The organism is Sphaerisporangium rubeum, assembly GCF_014207705.1.
GTDB classification, from domain to species: Bacteria; Actinomycetota; Actinomycetes; order Streptosporangiales; family Streptosporangiaceae; genus Sphaerisporangium; species Sphaerisporangium rubeum.
On the sequence record NZ_JACHIU010000001.1, the window covers coordinates 5,625,864 to 5,644,771 of the forward strand.

Here is an 18,908-nt window from a genome sequence, read left to right on the forward strand (position 1 = left end):
TTCCGATGAGGGTGTCCAGGAACCGCATGCCGTGTGTCCTCGACGAGAGAGATAGCTGCAGACGATGCGCGACGATCACTCTGTCCCGTTCACCCCACCTCAGGCGGAACCCGTCGCCGTCATCGGGCTCGCGTGCCGCCTCCCCCAGGCGCCGGACGTGGCGTCCTTCTGGCGCCTGCTGATCGAGGGCCGCGACGCGGTCGGGGAACCTCCGGCGGATCGGTGGTCAGGCGAGGCACCCCGGTCCGGGGCCTTCATCGGCGACGCGGACCGGTTCGACGCGGAGTTCTTCGGCATCTCGCCGCGTGAGGCGGCGGCCATGGACCCGCAGCAGCGGCTGCTCCTCGAACTCGGCTGGGAGGCGCTCGAGGACGCGCGGATCGTGCCGGCACGGCTCGCCGGCAGCCGTACCGCCGTCTACGCGAGCGCCATCTGGGACGACTACGCCACCCTGCACCACCGCCTCGGCGCCGCACCGGGCCGCCACTCGGTCACCGGGCTGCACCGCGGCATCCTCGCCAACCGCCTGTCGTACGTCCTCGGCCTGACCGGGCCGAGCATCACCGTCGACACGGCGCAGTCGTCGTCCCTGGTCGCCGTGCACCTGGCGTGCGAGAGCCTGCGGCGCGGCGAGTCCGAGCTCGCGCTGGTCGGCGCGGTGAACCTGATCCTGTCCCCCGACAGCAGCGCGCGCAGCAGCGGTTTCGGCGCGCTGTCCCCCACCGGCCGGTGCCACACCTTCGACGCGCGGGCCGACGGCTACGTCCGCGGCGAAGGCGGCGTCACCGTCGTGCTCAAGCCGTTGTCCCGTGCCGTGGCCGACGGCGACCCCGTCCACTGCGTGATCCTCGGCACGGCCGTCAACAACGACGGCGCCACCCCGGCCCTGACCGTCCCCGGCCCCGCCGCGCAGGAGGCGGTGATCCGCGAGGCGCACACCCGCGCGGGGACCACCCCGGCCGACGTGCGGTACGCCGAGCTGCATGGCACCGGCACCCCTGTCGGCGACCCCGTCGAGGCCGCCGCGCTCGGCGCGGCGCTCGGCGCCGGCCGTCCCACCCCTTTACTGGTCGGCTCGGTCAAGACCAACATCGGCCACCTGGAAGGGGCCGCCGGCCTGGCCGGTCTGCTGAAGACCGCGCTGACGATCCGCCACCGGCTGATCCCCCCGAGCCTGAACTTCGCGACCCCGAACCCCGCCATCCCCCTGCCGGACCTCAACCTGGAGGTGGTCACCGAACCCGTTCCCTGGCCCGCCGGGGCCCCCGCCACGGCGGCGCTGAGCTCGTTCGGCATGGGTGGCACCAACGCGCACGCCGTGCTGACCGCCGCGCCGGCCGGAGGCGACGACGAGGCAGGACGGCCGGACGGCGGGTCGTGGGACGAGGCGGTGCCGTTCCTCGTGTCCGGCCGGGGAGCGGCGGCGCTGCGCGCGCAGGCGGGACGGCTGAAGGAGCATCTGCGCGGGCCGCATGAGGAACGGCCGCTTGACGTGGCGTTCTCGCTGGCCGCGACCCGCACGCATTTCGAGGACCGCGCGGTGGTGGTCGCCGGAGACCGCGACGAACTGCTTGACGGACTCGCGGCTCTGGAGGAGGGCCGGGACCATCCGGCGGTGGTGACGGGGGTGGTGGACGCCGAGCCGCGGACGGCGTTCCTGTTCACCGGTCAGGGGAGTCAGTACGCCGGGATGGGACGTGAGCTGTACGCGAGCCTTCCGGTGTTCGCGGCGGCGCTCGACGACGTCTGCGCCGTCGTCGATCCCCATCTCGGACGGCCGCTGCGCGAGGTGCTGTTCGCCGGCGAGGGGACGCCGGAGGCGGGGCTGCTCGACCGCACCGACTACACGCAACCCGCGTTGTTCGCGCTCCAGGTCGCACTGGCGCGGCTGCTCGGCCACCTCGGGGTGCGGCCCGACGTGCTGACCGGCCACTCCATCGGGGAGGTCACCGCGGCTCACCTGGCCGGGGTGCTCGATCTTGACGACGCCGCCACGTTGGTCGCCGCGCGGGGACGGCTCATGTACGGCGCGCGGGCCGGCGGTGCGATGATCGCCGTGCAGGCGGCCGAGGAGGAGATCGTCCCCCTCCTGACGGACCGGGTCGCCGTCGCCGCCGTCAACGGGCCTGCCTCGGTGGTCCTGTCGGGTGACCACGAGGACGCCACCCGGATCGCCGCGATCTTCCAGGCGCGTGGCCGCCACACGCGCATGCTCACCGTCTCGCACGCGTTCCACTCCCCCCACATGGACGAGGTGCTCGACGCGTTCCACGCCGTCGCCGCCGGCCTCACCTACCACCCGCCGGCGATCCCGCTGATCAGCGGCGTCACCGGCGACGTCGCGACCGCCGACCGGCTCACCGATCCCGGCTACTGGGCCTCTCACATCAGAGAACCTGTCCGCTTCCACGACGCCGTGCGGACCCTCGCCGCGCGGCGCACCACCGTGTACCTCGAAGCCGGCCCGGACGCCGTGCTGTCCGGCCTGGTGCGCACGTCCTCGGCGGTACCGGTCACGGCCCCCTCCACGCTGCGGCGCGGCCGGCCGGAGGTGCCTACGCTGCTCACGGCGCTGGCGCAGGCGCACGTGCGCGGTGTGGAGGTGGACGTCGCGCGGCTGCTCGCGGAACACGGCGGACGCGCGGTCCCCCTGCCGGCGTACGCCTTCCAGCGGGAACGCCACTGGCTGGACACGGCGGCCCCGGAGACCGTCCCGGTGCCGCGGACCGCCGCGAGCGGCCCGGCGGCGCCGGCCCTCACCCCGTCACCTGCGACTCCCGCACCGGTCACCGCCGCCGAGCCGGGCCGGCGGGTGCCGGAGGCGGCGGAGTTGCTGGATCTGGTGCGGACACAGACGGCCATCGTGCTCGGGTACGTCACCGGGGACGCCGTGGACGCCGACCGGTCGTTCAAGGACCTCGGGTTCGACTCGCTGGCCGGGGTGGAGCTGCGGGACAGGCTCCAGAGCGCGACCGGGGTCGCGTTGCCGGCGGCGCTGGTGTTCAACCATCCGACGCCGCGCGCGGTCGTCCGGCTGCTGGTGGACGGATCGACCGCCGGTACGGCCGGCTCGGCGGTGCCGGTCCGCGCCGTTCCCGGCGACGACCCGATCGTGATCGTGAGCATGGCGTGCCGGTATCCGGGTGGGGTGTCCTCACCTGAGGAGTTGTGGCGGTTGGTGGCCTCCGGCGCCGACGCGGCCGGACCGTTCCCCACCGACCGGGGGTGGGACCTGGACGGGCTGTACGACCCGGACCCCGATCATGGCGGCACGACCTACGCGCGCGCCGGTGGGTTCCTGTACGACGCGGCGGCGTTCGACCCGGACGTCTTCGGGATCAGCCCGCGTGAGGCGGCGGCCATCGATCCCCAGCAGCGACTGCTGCTCGAGACGGCGTGGGAGGCGTTCGAACGGGCCGGGATCGCGCCGGACGCGCTGCGCGGCAGCGCCACGGCGGTGTTCGTCGGGGGGACGGCGCAGGACTACGGGCCGCGGACGGCCGAACCGGTGGACGGGTTCGACGGGTACCTCCTCACCGGTACGACGGTGAGCGTGGCGTCGGGCCGGCTGGCGTACACGTTCGGGCTGGAAGGGCCCGCGGTGACGGTGGACACGGCGTGTTCGTCGTCGCTGGTGGCGCTGCATCTGGCCGTGCGGGCCCTGCGGCACGGTGAGTGCGACCTGGCGCTCGCCGGCGGGGTCACCGTCATGGCGACACCGGGGATGTTCCTTGAGTTCAGCCGCCAGCGTGGGCTGTCCCCCGACGGCCGGTGCAAGGCCTTCGCCGCCGCCGCGGACGGCACCGGCTGGGCCGAAGGCGCCGGTCTGCTGCTGGTCGAGCGTCTTTCCGACGCGCGCCGCAACGGTCACCCCGTGCTGGCCGTGGTCCGCGGCACGGCGATCAACCAGGACGGCGCGAGCAACGGCCTCACCGCGCCGAACGGCCCCGCGCAGGAACGCGTCATCGGCCAGGCCCTGCGCGACGCCGGGCTCACCCCGGCCGACGTCGACGCGGTGGAGGCGCACGGCACCGGCACCCGGCTCGGCGACCCCATCGAGGCCGGTGCGCTCCAGGCGACGTACGGCCGCGACCGGCCCGGCGGCCGTCCGGTGTGGCTCGGGTCCCTGAAGTCCAACATCGGCCACACCCAGGCCGCGGCCGGCGCCGGCGGCGTCATCAAGATCGTGCAGGCCCTGCGCCACGGCACTCTCCCCCGCACCCTGCACATCGACACGCCGACCCCCCACGTCGACTGGGACGCCGGCTCCCTGCGCCTCCTCACCACCGACGTCCCCTGGCCCGCCGGCCCGCGTCCCCGCCGCGCCGCCGTCTCGTCCTTCGGCATCAGCGGCACCAACGCACACGTCATCATCGAGGAACCCCCACCGGCCCCCATCTCTCACAGCTCCACCACCGACGACGTCCGCGACGCCGGAGTCGGCGGCCAAGAAGTGGACCCCACCGGCCACACCGACCACACGGCCGCCACGGCCGCGGCCCCCGTTCTGTTGCCGCTTTCCGCTCACACGCCGGAGGCGGTTCGTGAGCAGGCGCGCAAGACGCGGGGTCACCTGGAGGAGCGTCCCGACGCGGAGCCGCGGGACGTCGCACGGGTCCTGACCACCGGACGGGCCTTCCTCGGTCATCGGGCCGCCGTGGTCGCGGCCGAGCGCGATGGGTTCATGGACGCGCTGGACGCGCTGGCCCGTGGGGACGATCATCCGGCGGTCGTCCAGGGGCAGGCCGCCGCCGAACCACGGGCCGCGTTCCTGTTCACCGGTCAGGGGAGTCAGCGCGCCGGGATGGGACGTGAGCTGTATGCCGTGTATCCGGTGTTCGCGGCGGCTCTCGACGAGGCCTGTGCGGCGCTCGATCCGCATCTGGACCGTCCGCTGCGGGACGTCATGTTCGCCGGTCCGGGAACCGAGGAGGCCGCGGCGCTCGACCGGACCGGGTACACCCAGCCGGCTCTGTTCGCGCTGCAGACCGCCTTGTTCCACCTGCTGCACCACTTCGGGGTGCGGCCGCAGGTGGTGCTCGGCCACTCGGTCGGGTCGATCGCGGCGGCCCACGTGGCGGGGGTGCTCACCCTGGAGGACGCGGCCACGCTGGTCGCGGCGCGGGCCCGGCTGATGCAGGCGCTTCCGGCAGGTGGCGCGATGGCGTCGCTGCCGGTCGGTGAGGCGGACCTGGCCGGGTTGCTCGACGGGCTCCCCGTGGAGGAGATCTCCGTCGCGGCGGTCAACGGGCCGCGTTCCACCGTCGTTTCCGGTACGGAGCGGGCCGTGGCGCTGGTGCTGGAACGGGCCGCGGCGGCGGGGACCGGCGGCCGGCGGCTCGCCGTGAGTCACGCCTTCCACTCGCCGCTGATGGAACCGATGCTGGCCGGGTTCGGCGAGGTGGTCGCCGGGCTGCGTTTCGGTGCGCCGCGCATCCCTGTCGTGGCGGACCGGACCGGTCTGCTCGCCGAGCCGGGGGAACTCGCCTCGGCCGATCACTGGGTGCGCCATGTGCGTGAGCCGGTGCGCTTCGCCGACGGGGTGCAGGCGCTGGCCGGTCACGGGGCCGGGGTGTATGTGGAGCTCGGCCCGGACGCCGTGCTCAGTTCCATGACGGCCGCGATCCTCCCCGGGGTGGTGCCGTGGCCGGTGCTGCGACGTGACCGGTCCGAGCGGGGGACGCTGCTGCGGGCCCTCGGCGGCCTCTACACGGCGGGGGTCCCGGCCGATCTGCGGCGTCTGCACGGAAAGACGAGGCATGCCGACCCTTCGGAGTTGCCGACCTACCCGTTCCAGCGGAGCCGGTTCTGGCTGCTGCCGGCGAAGCGGGACGCCGGGCCGGAAGGGCTCGGGTTGTCGCGTGGCGGACATCCGTTCCTCGGCGCGGCCGTGGAACTGCCTGACGACGAAGGTGTGCTGTTCACCGGCCGGTTGTCGCTCGCGGCGCATCCGTGGCTCGCGGGACACCGGGTGGCGGGTGCGGTGGTGCTGCCGGGGACGGCGTTCGTCGAGGTCGCGCTGGCCGTGGGTGAGCGTGCGGGGTGTCCGCGGGTGGAGGAGCTGACCACCGAGGCACCGCTGGTGGTGCCGGACGACGGTGCCGTGTCGCTCCAGGTGTCGGTGGGTGCGCGTGCCGGGGACGGGACGCGTCCGCTGGCCGTGCACGCGCGGCTGGACCGGCCCGGCGACGGCACGTGGCACCGGCACGCGACCGGACTGCTGTCCCCGGCCGAAGCCGTTCCCGCACCTGCGGACACGGCCCCTCCGGCGGACGCGGAGCCGCTGGACGTGGAGGTGCTGTACGAGGAACTGGCCGGGGCCGGGTACGCGTACGGGCCGGCGTTCCAGGGGGTGCGCGCGGCGTGGCGGCACGGCGGCGACCTGTTCGCCGAGGTGGAGCTCACCGAGGACGGCGAGGGGTTCCTGCTGCATCCGGCGCTCCTGGACGCGGCGCTGCATCCGCTGGTGGGACGCGAGGTCGTGTCGGCCGAAGGTGGCCTGCCGGTGCCGTTCTCGTGGACCGGTGTGGAGGTGTCCGGACCCGGCGCGGCGACGTTGCGCGTGCGATGGTCGGCGGCCGGGAATCCCGCGCTGACGGCTGTGGACGCCGGTGGACGGCCGGTGCTGACGGCGGAGTCGGTGGTGCTGCGGCCGGTGGCCCCGAGCGGTTTCGGGGGTGCCGCGCGGGACCTGTACCGGGTGGCGTGGTCACCGGTGCCGGTGCCTGAGGCCGGCGACGACGTGCGGGTCGTGGCGGACGTGGCGGCGCTGACCGGTGAGGAGCCGCCGCCTGAGGTCGTCGCCGTGCGGGTGCCGGCCGGCCGGGATGCCGCGGAGTACGTACTCGGTGCGGTACGGCGGTGGCTTGAGGACGAACGGACCGGTGCGGGCCGGTTGCTGTTCCTGACCGAAGGAGCGGTCGCGGCGGTTGACGGCGACCCGGTCGGCGACCCGTGGGCCGCCGCCGCGTGGGGGCTGGTGCGGTCGGCGCAGTCGGAACATCCCGGCCGGTTCGCGGTGGCGGACGTGCCGGCGCCGTCCGGCGGGGATGCCGCGCCAGGCGCCGGAGACCCGGTGCCGTCCGGTGTCCGGTCCGGGCCACCGGAGTCGTCCGGTTCGGGTTTCACGGCCGGCGGTGTTCCACTCGGACGGCTGGCGGTGTTGTCCGGCGAGGAGCCGCAGGTCGCGGTGCGGGACGGTGCGGTGCTGGTGCCGCGGCTCACGCGGGCCGGTGTGCCGGTCGGGGAGCGGCGTGACTTCGGAGAGCGTACGGTGCTGGTCACCGGCGCGACCGGAGGGCTGGCCGGGCCGTTGGTGCGGCACCTGGTGACCGGGTACGGGGTGCGGGAACTGCTGCTGGTCAGCAGGAGTGGGGTCGAGGCGGCGGGGGAACTGCCGCGGTGGCTCGCCGAGGCGGGGGTGCGTGCGCGGTTCGTCTCGTGTGACGTGACCGACCGCGCGGCACTGGCGGCGGTCCTGGCGTCGGCGGACCCGCCGGTCGGCGCGGTGTTCCACCTGGCGGGGGTGCTGGACGACGGCACGGTGGAGTCGCTGAGCGGGGAACGGCTCGACGCGGTGCTCCGGCCGAAGGCCGATGCCGCGTTCCTGCTGCACGAGCTCACCGAAGGGCTCGCACTGGATGCGTTCGTGCTGTTCTCGTCCGTCACGGGGACGGTCGGGACGGCCGGCCAGGCGGGGTACGCCGCGGCGAACGCCGTACTCGACTCGCTCGCCGCGCATCGGCGGGCCCGGGGGCTGCCCGCCTCGTCCCTGGCCTGGGGGTTGTGGGAACAGGCCGGCATGGCGGGGACGCTCGGGACGGCGGATCTGGCGCGGTGGTCACGGTCGGGGCTGGCGCCGCTCACGCAGGCGCAGGCACTCGCGTCACTGGACGCGGCGCTCGGAGCGGCGGACGGCGGGGTGCTCGGAGCCGGGGACGATGCGGCGCTCGGAGCGGCGGACAACGCGGTGTTGGTGCCGGTGCGGGTGGACCTCGCGGCGTTGCGCGCACGCGCGGAGTCCGAGCCGCTTCCCGCGCCGCTGCGCGACCTGGTCCCCCGGCGGCGTGCGGCGGTGCCGGGGGCCGGGTCGTGGGCCGAGCGGACGGCGGGTCTCGGGGCCGCCGAGCGTGTGCGTGCCGTCGCCGAGACGGTGCGGACGGCTGTGGCGGCCGTGCTCGGCCATGCCACGTCCACGAGCATCGACCCGGGCCGTGCGTTCAAGGATCTCGGGTTCGACTCACTGACCGGGGTGGAGTTGCGGAACCGGCTGGCCGCGACGACCGGTCTGCGGCTGCCGGCCACGGTGACCTTCGACCACCCGTCCGCCGAGGCGCTGACCACGTACCTGCTCGGCCTGCTGCCAGGTGGCGCGGCGCGGCGACCGGCGATCGTCGCGGCGGCACGACCGGCCGGCGCGGCGGACGGCGATCCGATCGTCGTCGTGGGGACGGCGTGCCGGCTCCCCGGCGGGGTGACCTCGCCGGAGGAGCTGTGGCGGCTGGTGATCTCCGGTACCGACGCGATCGGGCCGTTCCCTCAGGACCGGGGGTGGGACCTGGACGCGTTGTACCACTCCGACCCCGAGCATCCGGGTACGTCCTACACGCGGGAAGGCGGCTTCCTGTACGACGCGGCCGACTTCGACGCCGCGGCGTTCGGCATCAGTCCGCGTGAGGCCGCCGCGATCGACCCGCAGCAGAGGCTGCTGCTGGAGGTCGCCTGGGAGACCTTCGAACGCGCCGGGATCGCCCCCGACTCGCTGCGCGGCTCACGCACCGGCGTCTTCACCGGCGTCATGTACAACGACTACGCGTCCCGGCTGGGGAAGGCGCCGGAGGAGTTCGAGGGTTATCTGCTCACCGGCAACACCTCCAGCGTCGTCTCGGGACGGCTCGCGTACACGTACGGCCTGGAGGGGCCCGCCGTCACGGTGGACACCGCCTGCTCCTCCTCGCTGGTGGCGCTGCACCTGGCCGCGCAGGCGATACGCCAAGGTGAGTGCGACCTGGCGCTCGCCGGCGGTGTGACGGTGATGTCGACGCCGAACACCTTCGTGGAGTTCAGCCGGCAGCGGGGACTGTCCCCCGACGGCCGCTGCAAAGCCTTCGCCGCCACCGCCGACGGCACCGGATGGGCCGAAGGCGCCGCACTCCTGCTCGTCGAACGCCTCTCCGACGCACAACGCAACAACCACCCCGTCCTCGCCGTCATCCGCGGCACCGCCGTCAACCAGGACGGCGCCAGCAACGGACTCACCGCACCCAACGGACCCGCACAACAACGCGTCATCACCCAAGCCCTCACCAACGCCGGACTCACCCCCACCGACATCGACGCCATCGAAGCCCACGGCACCGGCACCACCCTCGGCGACCCCATCGAAGCCCAAGCACTCCACAACACCTACCGCGACCGAACGCAACCCATCTACCTCGGCTCACTCAAATCCAACATCGGCCACACCCAAGCAGCCGCCGGAGCCGCCGGCATCATCAAAATGATCCAAGCCATCCACCACGCCACCCTCCCCCCCACCCTCCACGCCGACACCCCCACCCCCCACATCGACTGGACCACCACCCCCCTCCACCTCCTCACCCACCCCACCCCCTGGCCCACCACCAGCCACCCCCGCCGCGCCGCCATCTCCTCCTTCGGCATCAGCGGCACCAACGCACACGTCATCATCGAACAACCACCGGCGGACACCGCGCAGACCACAGGTGCGCCGTCCCTCGCTCCGGCCGGCGCGACGGCCACCGAACCCCCGGCAGGGGCTCCCCTCCTGTGGCCGCTGTCGGCCCACTCCCCCGAAGCCCTGCGCGACCAGGCGCGCAACCTGCGCGACCATCTGGTCGGCCACCCCGGCGCGGACCTGACCTCCGTCGCGCGGACCCTGGCGACCAGCCGCGCCGGCCTTCCGCACCGTGCCGTCGCCGTCACCGGCGACCACGACGAACTCCTCGGCGCGCTGGCGGCCCTCGCCTCCGGCGCCGAGCACCCGGCCCTCGTCCGGGGTCACGCGGCGGCGCAGCCCCGGACCGCGTTCCTGCTCACCGGTCAAGGCAGCCAGCACCCCGGCATGGGACGGGACCTCTACCGCACCTACCCGGTCTTCGCCGCCGCGCTCGACGAGGCCTGCGCCGCGCTGGACCCCCATCTGGACCATCCGCTGCGTGACGTGATGTTCGCCGGCGAGGGCTCGGACCTGGCGGCGCTGCTCGACCGGACCGACTACACCCAGCCGGCCTTGTTCGCGTCGCAGACCGCGCTGTTCCACCTGCTGGCCCACCTCGGCGTACATCCCGACGTCCTCACCGGCCACTCCATCGGCGAGCTGACCGCGGCCCACCTCGCAGGGGTGCTGACGCTGGAGGACGCCGCCACCCTGGTCTGCGCACGCGGCCGGCTCATGTTCGGCGCGCCGCCAGGCGGTGCGATGATCGCCGTCCAGGCCACCGAGGACGAGATCCTTCCCCATCTGACCGGCACCGTCGCCATCGCCGCGATCAACGGCCCCGCGGGTGTGGTCGTCTCAGGCGACCGTCGTGACGCCGCACGCGTCGCCGGGGTCTTCTCCGCGCGAGGCAGGCGCACGCATGAGCTCACCGTGAGCCACGCGTTCCACTCGCCGCACATGGACCCGATACTCGACGCCTTCGCCGACATCGCGGGGACGGTCACCTACCATCCTCCTGCGACGCCGGTCGTCAGCGCGCTCACCGGTGAGGTCGCCACGGCGGCGCAGCTCACCGACCCCGCCTACTGGACCGAGCACATCGCAAGACCCGTCCGGTTCCACGACGCCACCCGGCACCTGCACGACGCCACCACGCTCCTCGAACTCGGGCCCGACGCCGTCCTCAGCGCACTCGTCGCGAACGGCACTCCGCTGCTGCGCAAGGGCCATCCCGAGCCGCAGACCTTCGCGCGCGGCGTCGCCGCAGCGTACGCCGCCGGCGCACCGGCCGACCTGTCCCGGCTCGTCCCGGCCGGCCCGCGCGTTCCGGCGGTGCTGCCGACCTACGCCTTCCAGCGGCAGCGGTACTGGATCGACGCCACGCGGGAAGGGCTCCTCGAGGAGGGGACCGAGCTGGCCGGGGACGGCGGGCTGCTGTTCACCGGACGCCTGTCACCGGCGGCGTCCCCGTGGCTGGCCGACCACCGTGTCGGCGGGACCGCGACGGCGCCGGGTGCGTTGCTGGTCGCGCTGGCACTCCAGGCGGGGGTCCGTGCGCACACACCTGTGGTGGACGAGCTGACCCTGGAGGCGCCGCTCGCGCTGCCGGCCGAGGTGCAGGTCCTGGTGGAGGCCGCCGGCGCGGACGGCCGGCGTGCGCTGACCGTCCACGCGCGCGCCGGCGAGGACGAACCATGGGTACGGCACGCCGCCGGGTACCTCGCACCGGAGACCACGGTGACCGCCGTCCCCGACGCCGCGTGGCCACCTCCCGGCGCGGCCCCGGTGGACGCCGCCGTGATGTACGACCACCTTCAGGCACTCGGCTACGACTACGGCCCCGCGTTCCGCGGTGTCCGGATGGCCTGGCGTGCGGAGAACACGCTGTTCGCGGAGGTCGTCCTGCCGGATGGCGTCGCCGGCGGTCTCCCGTTGCACCCGGTGCTGCTGGACGCGGCGCTGCACCCGCTACCGGGGATCGGGGACGGCATGGGGCTGCGCCTGCCGTTCACCTGGTCGGGGGTGCGGCTGCACGCCACCGGGGCCGGTGCGGTACGGGTGCGGCTCGACCTGTCGGGTACGGACTCCGCCTCGCTGGTGCTGTCGGACCCGGCGGGTGGCCTGGTGGGCTCCGTCGAGGAGATCACCCTGCGGCCCTTCACGGGCTCCACCGGCACACGCACGGCGCCGGTGTACGAGCTGAACTGGGTGCCGGGGGCCGCGGGGAGACAGGCCGCCGAGGACGTCGAGATCGTCCGGATCGATGTGCCGCCGGTCGCGTCCGGTGGTGACGGCGTGCCGATCTCGGCACCGGACGGGACACCGGGGTCGCCGGTCGCGTCCGGTGGTGAGGGGGTGGCGATCGCGGGGCCGGAGGCGGTGCGTGCGGTGGCGGAGCTGGCGCTCGGGCTGGTGCGGCGGCACGTCGAGGACGACGGTGACCGGCGGCTGGTCCTCGTCACCTCCGGTGCCGTCGCCACCCACCGCGAGGAGCCGATCGCGGACCCGGCCACGGCGGTGGTGTGGGGGCTGGTGCGCTCGGCGCAGACCGAGCACCCCGGACGGTTCGTGCTGGTCGACACCGACGGCACCGCCGAGTCGGAGCAGGCGCTGCCGTTCGCGGTGGCCGCAGGCGAGCCGCAGCTCGCGCTGAGAGAGGGCCGGGTGCTGCTGCCGCGGCTCGCCAGGCTCGCCGTCGGGGGTGGGGAGAGCCGGTTGCGTCCGGAGGGGACGGTGCTGATCACCGGCGCCACCGGATCACTCGGCCGCCTCGTCGCCGAACACCTCACCACCCACCACAACATCCGCCACCTCCTGCTCACCAGCCGACGCGGACCCGACGCACCCGGCGCCGACGACCTGCTCACCACACTCACCGACCTCGGCGCACACCCCACCCTCATCGCCTGCGACACCACCGACCCCACCCAACTCACCGACCTGCTCACCACCATCCCCCCCGAACACCCCCTCACCGCCGTCATCCACACCGCCGCCATCCTCGACGACACCCCCATCACCCACCTCACCCCCCAACGCCTCCACACCGTCCTCAACGCCAAAGCCACCACCGCACACCACCTCCACACCCTCACCCACAACCTCGACGCCTTCATCCTGTTCTCCTCCATCGCCGGCACCCTCGGCACCGCAGGACAAGCCAACTACGCCGCCGCCAACACCTACCTCGACGCACTCGCCCACCACCGCCACACCCACCACCAACCCGCCACCTCACTCGCCTGGGGACTCTGGCAACAACCCACCACCCTCACCACCCACCTCACCACCACCGACCACCACCGCCTCCACAAAACCGGCATCACCCCACTCCACCCCCACCACGCACTCACCCTCCTCGACGCCGCACTACGCACCGACTGGTCGGACCACCCCGTGCTGGTCCCCGCACGGCTCGACACCTCGGCCCTGTCCGGCGACGCGGTCCCCGCACCGCTGCGGTCGCTCGTACGGCAGGCACCACGGCTCGCGTCCGCTCGACGAACCGAGGCCCGGCTGGCGGAACGGCTCGCCGGCGCGTCCCGGCAGGACGCGGAACGCCTGGTGGCGGACCTGGTGCGGGAGACGGCGGCCACGGTGCTCGGACACGCCACCGGCGCGGCCGTGGCGGAGGACCGGGCCTTCACCGAGCTCGGCTTCGACTCACTGTCCGCTGTGGACCTGCGCAACCGGCTGAACGCGGCGACCGGACTGAAGCTGCCGACGACCCTGGTGTTCGACCACCCGACCCCAGGGGCCGTCACGACGCTGCTCGTCGAAGAGCTGCTGGGTGAGGAAGAGGCGCCGCGCGAGGTACGGCCACGGGTCTCCGCGTCTCCCGTCGATGATCCGATCGTCGTCGTGGGGACGGCGTGCCGGCTCCCCGGCGGGGTGACCTCACCGCAGGACCTGTGGCGGCTGGTCAGCTCCGGCACCGACGCGATCGGCCCCTTCCCTCAGGACCGGGGGTGGGACCTGGACGCGCTGTACCACTCCGACCCCGAGCATCCGGGTACGTCCTACACGCGGGAAGGCGGATTCCTCTACGACGCGGCCGACTTCGACGCCGCGGCGTTCGGCATCAGCCCTCGTGAGGCCGCCGCGATCGACCCGCAGCAAAGGCTGCTGCTGGAGATCGCCTGGGAGACCTTCGAACGCGCCGGCATCGCCCCCGACTCACTGCGCGGCTCACGCACCGGCGTCTTCACCGGCGTCATGTACAACGACTACGGCGCACGGCTGCACCAGGCGAGCGAGGCGCCGGAGGGGTTCGAGGGTTACCTGGTCAGCGGCAGCGCGGGAAGCGTCGCCTCGGGCCGGGTGGCGTACACCTTCGGGCTGGAGGGCCCGGCGGTCACGGTGGACACGGCGTGTTCGTCATCGCTGGTCGCGCTGCATCTGGCCGCGCAGGCGCTGCGGCAAGGCGAGTGTGATCTGGCGCTCGCGGGTGGCGTCACCGTCATGGCGAGCCCGTCGGTCTTCGTGGAGTTCAGCCGGCAGCGGGGACTGTCCCCCGACGGCCGCTGCAAAGCCTTCGCCGCCACCGCCGACGGCACCGGATGGGCCGAAGGCGCCGCACTCCTGCTCGTCGAACGCCTCTCCGACGCACAACGCAACAACCACCCCGTCCTCGCCGTCATCCGCGGCACCGCCGTCAACCAGGACGGCGCCAGCAACGGACTCACCGCACCCAACGGACCCGCACAACAACGCGTCATCACCCAAGCCCTCACCAACGCCGGACTCACCCCCACCGACATCGACGCCATCGAAGCCCACGGCACCGGCACCACCCTCGGCGACCCCATCGAAGCCCAAGCACTCCACAACACCTACCGCGACCGAACGCAACCCATCTACCTCGGCTCACTCAAATCCAACATCGGCCACACCCAAGCAGCCGCCGGAGCCGCCGGCATCATCAAAATGATCCAAGCCATCCACCACGCCACCCTCCCCCCCACCCTCCACGCCGACACCCCCACCCCCCACATCGACTGGACCACCACCCCCCTCCACCTCCTCACCCACCCCACCCCCTGGCCCACCACCAGCCACCCCCGCCGCGCCGCCATCTCCTCCTTCGGCATCAGCGGCACCAACGCACACGTCATCATCGAACAGCCCCCTCCCCCCGCCGCCGCCGAGCCGGTCGAGGACACCGGCCCCGTGCCGTGGCTGCTGTCCGCACACACCCCAGAAGGCCTGCGAGCGCAGGCACGGCGGCTGAGCGATCACCTGGCGGCCGACCCCGGCCTGGACCTTCCGTCCGTCGCGCGCACCCTGGCCACGGGCCGCGCCGCGCTCACCCACCGCGCCGCCGCCGTCCCCTCCGGGCCCGGAGAACTGCGTGAAGCCCTGGACGCCGTGGCCGACGGCCGCCACCACCCGGCCGTGACACGCGGCGAGGTGAACGGCGTGCCGCGCACCGCGTACCTGTTCACCGGCCAAGGCAGCCAGCACCCCGGCATGGGACGGGACCTCTACCGCACCTACCCGGTCTTCGCCGCCGCGCTCGACGAGGCCTGCGCCGCGCTCGACCCGCATCTCGACCGGCCCCTGCGCGACATCCTCTTCAGCGACCCCGGCACCCCGGACGCCGCGTCACTGCACGAGACCCGCCACACCCAGCCCGCTCTGTTCGCCATGGAGACGGCGCTGTTCCGGCTGCTCGGCCACGCGGGCCCGCCGCCGCGCGCACTGCTCGGCCACTCGGTGGGCTCGATCGCCGCGGCCCATGTCGCGGGGGTGCTGAGCCTGGACGACGCCGCCACCCTGGTCACCGCGCGTGGCCGCCTCATGCAGGCACTGCCTGCCGGGGGTGCCATGGCGTCGTTGTCGCTGAGCGAGGCCGACGCCGCCGCGCTGCTGGACGGGGAGGTCTCGGTGGCCGCGGTGAACGGGCCGCGTTCGACGGTGGTCTCCGGCGCGGAGGACGCCGTGCTGGGGGTGATGGAACGCGCGGCGGCCGGCGGCGCGAAGGTCAGGCGGCTCACCGTGAGCCACGCCTTCCACTCGTCGCTGATGGACCCGATGCTGGCGGACTTCCACGCGGTCGTCGCGGGCCTGACGTTCGCCGCTCCGCGGATCCCCATCGTGTCCGACCACACCGGGACGTTCGCCGGCGCCGAGGAACTGGCGTCCCCCGGCTACTGGGTGCGGCACGTCCGCGAGCCGGTGCGGTTCGCCGACGGGGTCCGCGCGCTGGCCGGGTCAGGCATCGATCTGTACGTCGAGGTGGGGCCGGACGCGGTGCTCTCCTCCATGGCCGCGCAGACCCTCCCCGATGCGCGCACGGTCCCGGTGCTGCGCCGTGACCTGCCGGAACCGGTGGCGTTCACCCGGGCCCTGGCCGCGCTGCACGTCTCCGGTACACCGGTGGACTGGGGCCGTCTCCTCCCGCCGGCGGGCCGTGACGTTCCGGTGGAGCTGCCGACGTACCCGTTCCAGCGCACCCGCCACTGGCTCGACGTCCCCGCGTCCACCCGGCCGGCCGCGGGGCTGGACACCACCGGTCATCCGCTGCTCACCGCGGCCGTGGACCTGGCCGACGCGGACGGCACCGTGTTCACCGGCCGGATCTCCCCGCGTACCCACCCATGGCTGGCCGGCCACGTGATCGCCGGCACCACGCTGCTGCCGGCCACCGCGCTGCTGGACCTCGCGCTCACGGCGGGACGGCACACCGGCACCCCTGTGGTGGAGGAACTGACCCTCCTCGCTCCGATGCCGATCCCCGAGGACGCCGCGCTCCAGCTCCAGGTCACCGTGGCCGCCACCGATCAGGACGACCGCCGGACGGTGTCGGTGCACTCCCGTGAGGAGTCCGGGACCTGGACGCTGCACGCCTCAGGTGTGCTCACCCCGGCCGCCGGCCCGGCGGCTGCCGTACCCGGGGTGTGGCCGCCGCCGGATGCCGAGGTCGTCGAGCTCGACGGGGTGTACGAGCGGCTGGCGGGGCTCGGGTACGTGTACGGACCCGTGTTCCAGGGGTTGCGTGCCGTGTGGCGGCGCGGCGAGGAGCTGTTCGCCGAGGTCGAGCCGCCGGACGGCGCAGGGGACTGGCCGGGCCCGCATCCGGCGCTGCTGGACGCGGCGCTGCATCCGCTGGCGCTGGCGGGGGACGGTGTCCGGTTGCCGTTCTCGTGGAGCGGTGTCCAGGCGCACGGGACGGCCACCGGGCCGCTGCGCGTCGCGATCGTCCCCGCCGGGGACGGACAGGTGGCGTTGTCGCTGGCCGGGTCCTCCGGGGAGCCGGTGCTGTCGGTGGCAGCGCTGACCGTGCGGGAGGCCGACCTGGCCGCGCTCGCGCCTACGGCCGGTGGCGGGCTGTACCGGGTGGCCTGGTCGCCGGCGAACGGCGCCTCGGCGCCGGGGTCGTACGTGGTGCTGCGGTCGGCCGGGGAGGCGCAGGAGCACATCCGTGCGGCGGACGTCACCGAGGACGTCGTGCTCGCCGTCCCGGACGGCGAGCAAGCCGGCTTCACGCAGGTCACGGCCGACGTGCTCGCTGTGATCCAGGCCTGGCTGGCCGCCGACCCGCCGGACGTCCGGCTCGCCGTGGTCACCCGGCACGCCGTCGCCGTACGGGACGGTGAACCGCTCACCGGCCTCGCGCAGTCCGCGCTGTGGGGCCTGGTGCGCTCGGCGCAGACCGAGCACCCCGGACGGTTCGTCCTCATCGACACCGACGGCGGCGCCGAGTCAGAACGTGCCGTCGGCGCCGCGCTCGCCACCGGCGAACCGCAGCTCGCGCTGCGCGACGGACTCGCACTGGTCCCGAGGCTCGTCCCGGTACGGGACGCGGCCGGACGGCTCGACGCGGCGGCGACCGGCGACGGTGCCACGGCACCCGACGAGCACACCGGCATCGCTCCCCTCAGGCACAGGATGCGTCCGGAGGGGACGGTGCTGATCACCGGCGCCACCGGATCACTCGGCCGCCTCGTCGCCGAACACCTCACCACCCACCACAACATCCGCCACCTCCTGCTCACCAGCCGACGCGGACCCGACGCACCCGGCGCCGACGACCTGCTCACCACACTCACCGACCTCGGCGCACACCCCACCCTCATCGCCTGCGACACCACCGACCCCACCCAACTCACCGACCTGCTCACCACCATCCCCCCCGAACACCCCCTCACCGCCGTCATCCACACCGCCGCCATCCTCGACGACACCCCCATCACCCACCTCACCCCCCAACGCCTCCACACCGTCCTCAACGCCAAAGCCACCACCGCACACCACCTCCACACCCTCACCCACAACCTCGACGCCTTCATCCTGTTCTCCTCCATCGCCGGCACCCTCGGCACCGCAGGACAAGCCAACTACGCCGCCGCCAACACCTACCTCGACGCACTCGCCCACCACCGCCACACCCACCACCAACCCGCCACCTCACTCGCCTGGGGACTCTGGCAACAACCCACCACCCTCACCACCCACCTCACCACCACCGACCACCACCGCCTCCACAAAACCGGCATCACCCCACTCCACCCCCACCACGCACTCACCCTCCTCGACGCCGCACTACGCGGCGAGCATCCGGTGACCGTCCCGGCGCGCATCGACACGGCCGGTCTGCGTGCCACCGGGGACCCCGAGAAGGTGCCGCCGCTGATGCGTTCACTGGTCCGCATCCCCGTCAGGCGTGAACCGGCGCGACGGGACGGGCCGCGACCCTGGATGCGGAAACTCACCGAGGCCGCCGGGCCCGACCGGCCGCGTATCGCGCTCGACCTGGTGCGCGGCACGGTCGCCGAGGTCCTCAGGCTGCCGTCCGGCCAGGCCGTACCGGCGGAACGCGGGCTGCTGGACCTCGGGTTCGACTCCCTCACCGCGGTGGAGCTGCGCAACAGGCTCGCGGAGGAGACCGGACTGCGGCTGCCGACCACGCTGCTCTTCGACCATCCGACGGCCACCGCGCTCGCCGGTCATCTGCTCGGCGAGGCCGCCGCGCGGCTTCCCGGCGGCACCTCGGCGGCGCTGGCCGCACTCGACGAGCTGGCCGAGGCGCTCCCCGGCACGCTCACCCCGAAGGACAGGGACCTGTTCACGACCCGGCTGTCCGCGCTGCTCACGCTGGTCTCCGCGCCACCGGACGACACGGTGACCACCGCGGTGGAGGAGGCGACCGACGACGAACTGTTCCGGCTGATCGACACGCAGCTCGGCTCCGAGTGACCCACACGCACGACGCAGGAGGGACGAA

1 protein-coding gene is annotated in these 18,908 nt (G+C 73.8%); it reads left to right on the forward strand.

The features are described 5' to 3' along the window. Positions 1-64: 64 nt before the first annotated feature. A complete protein-coding gene (locus BJ992_RS23980) occupies positions 65-18,880 on the forward strand; it encodes a type I polyketide synthase (RefSeq protein ID WP_184984656.1) in 18,816 nt (6,271 codons plus the stop codon). Positions 18,881-18,908 lie beyond the last annotated feature (28 nt).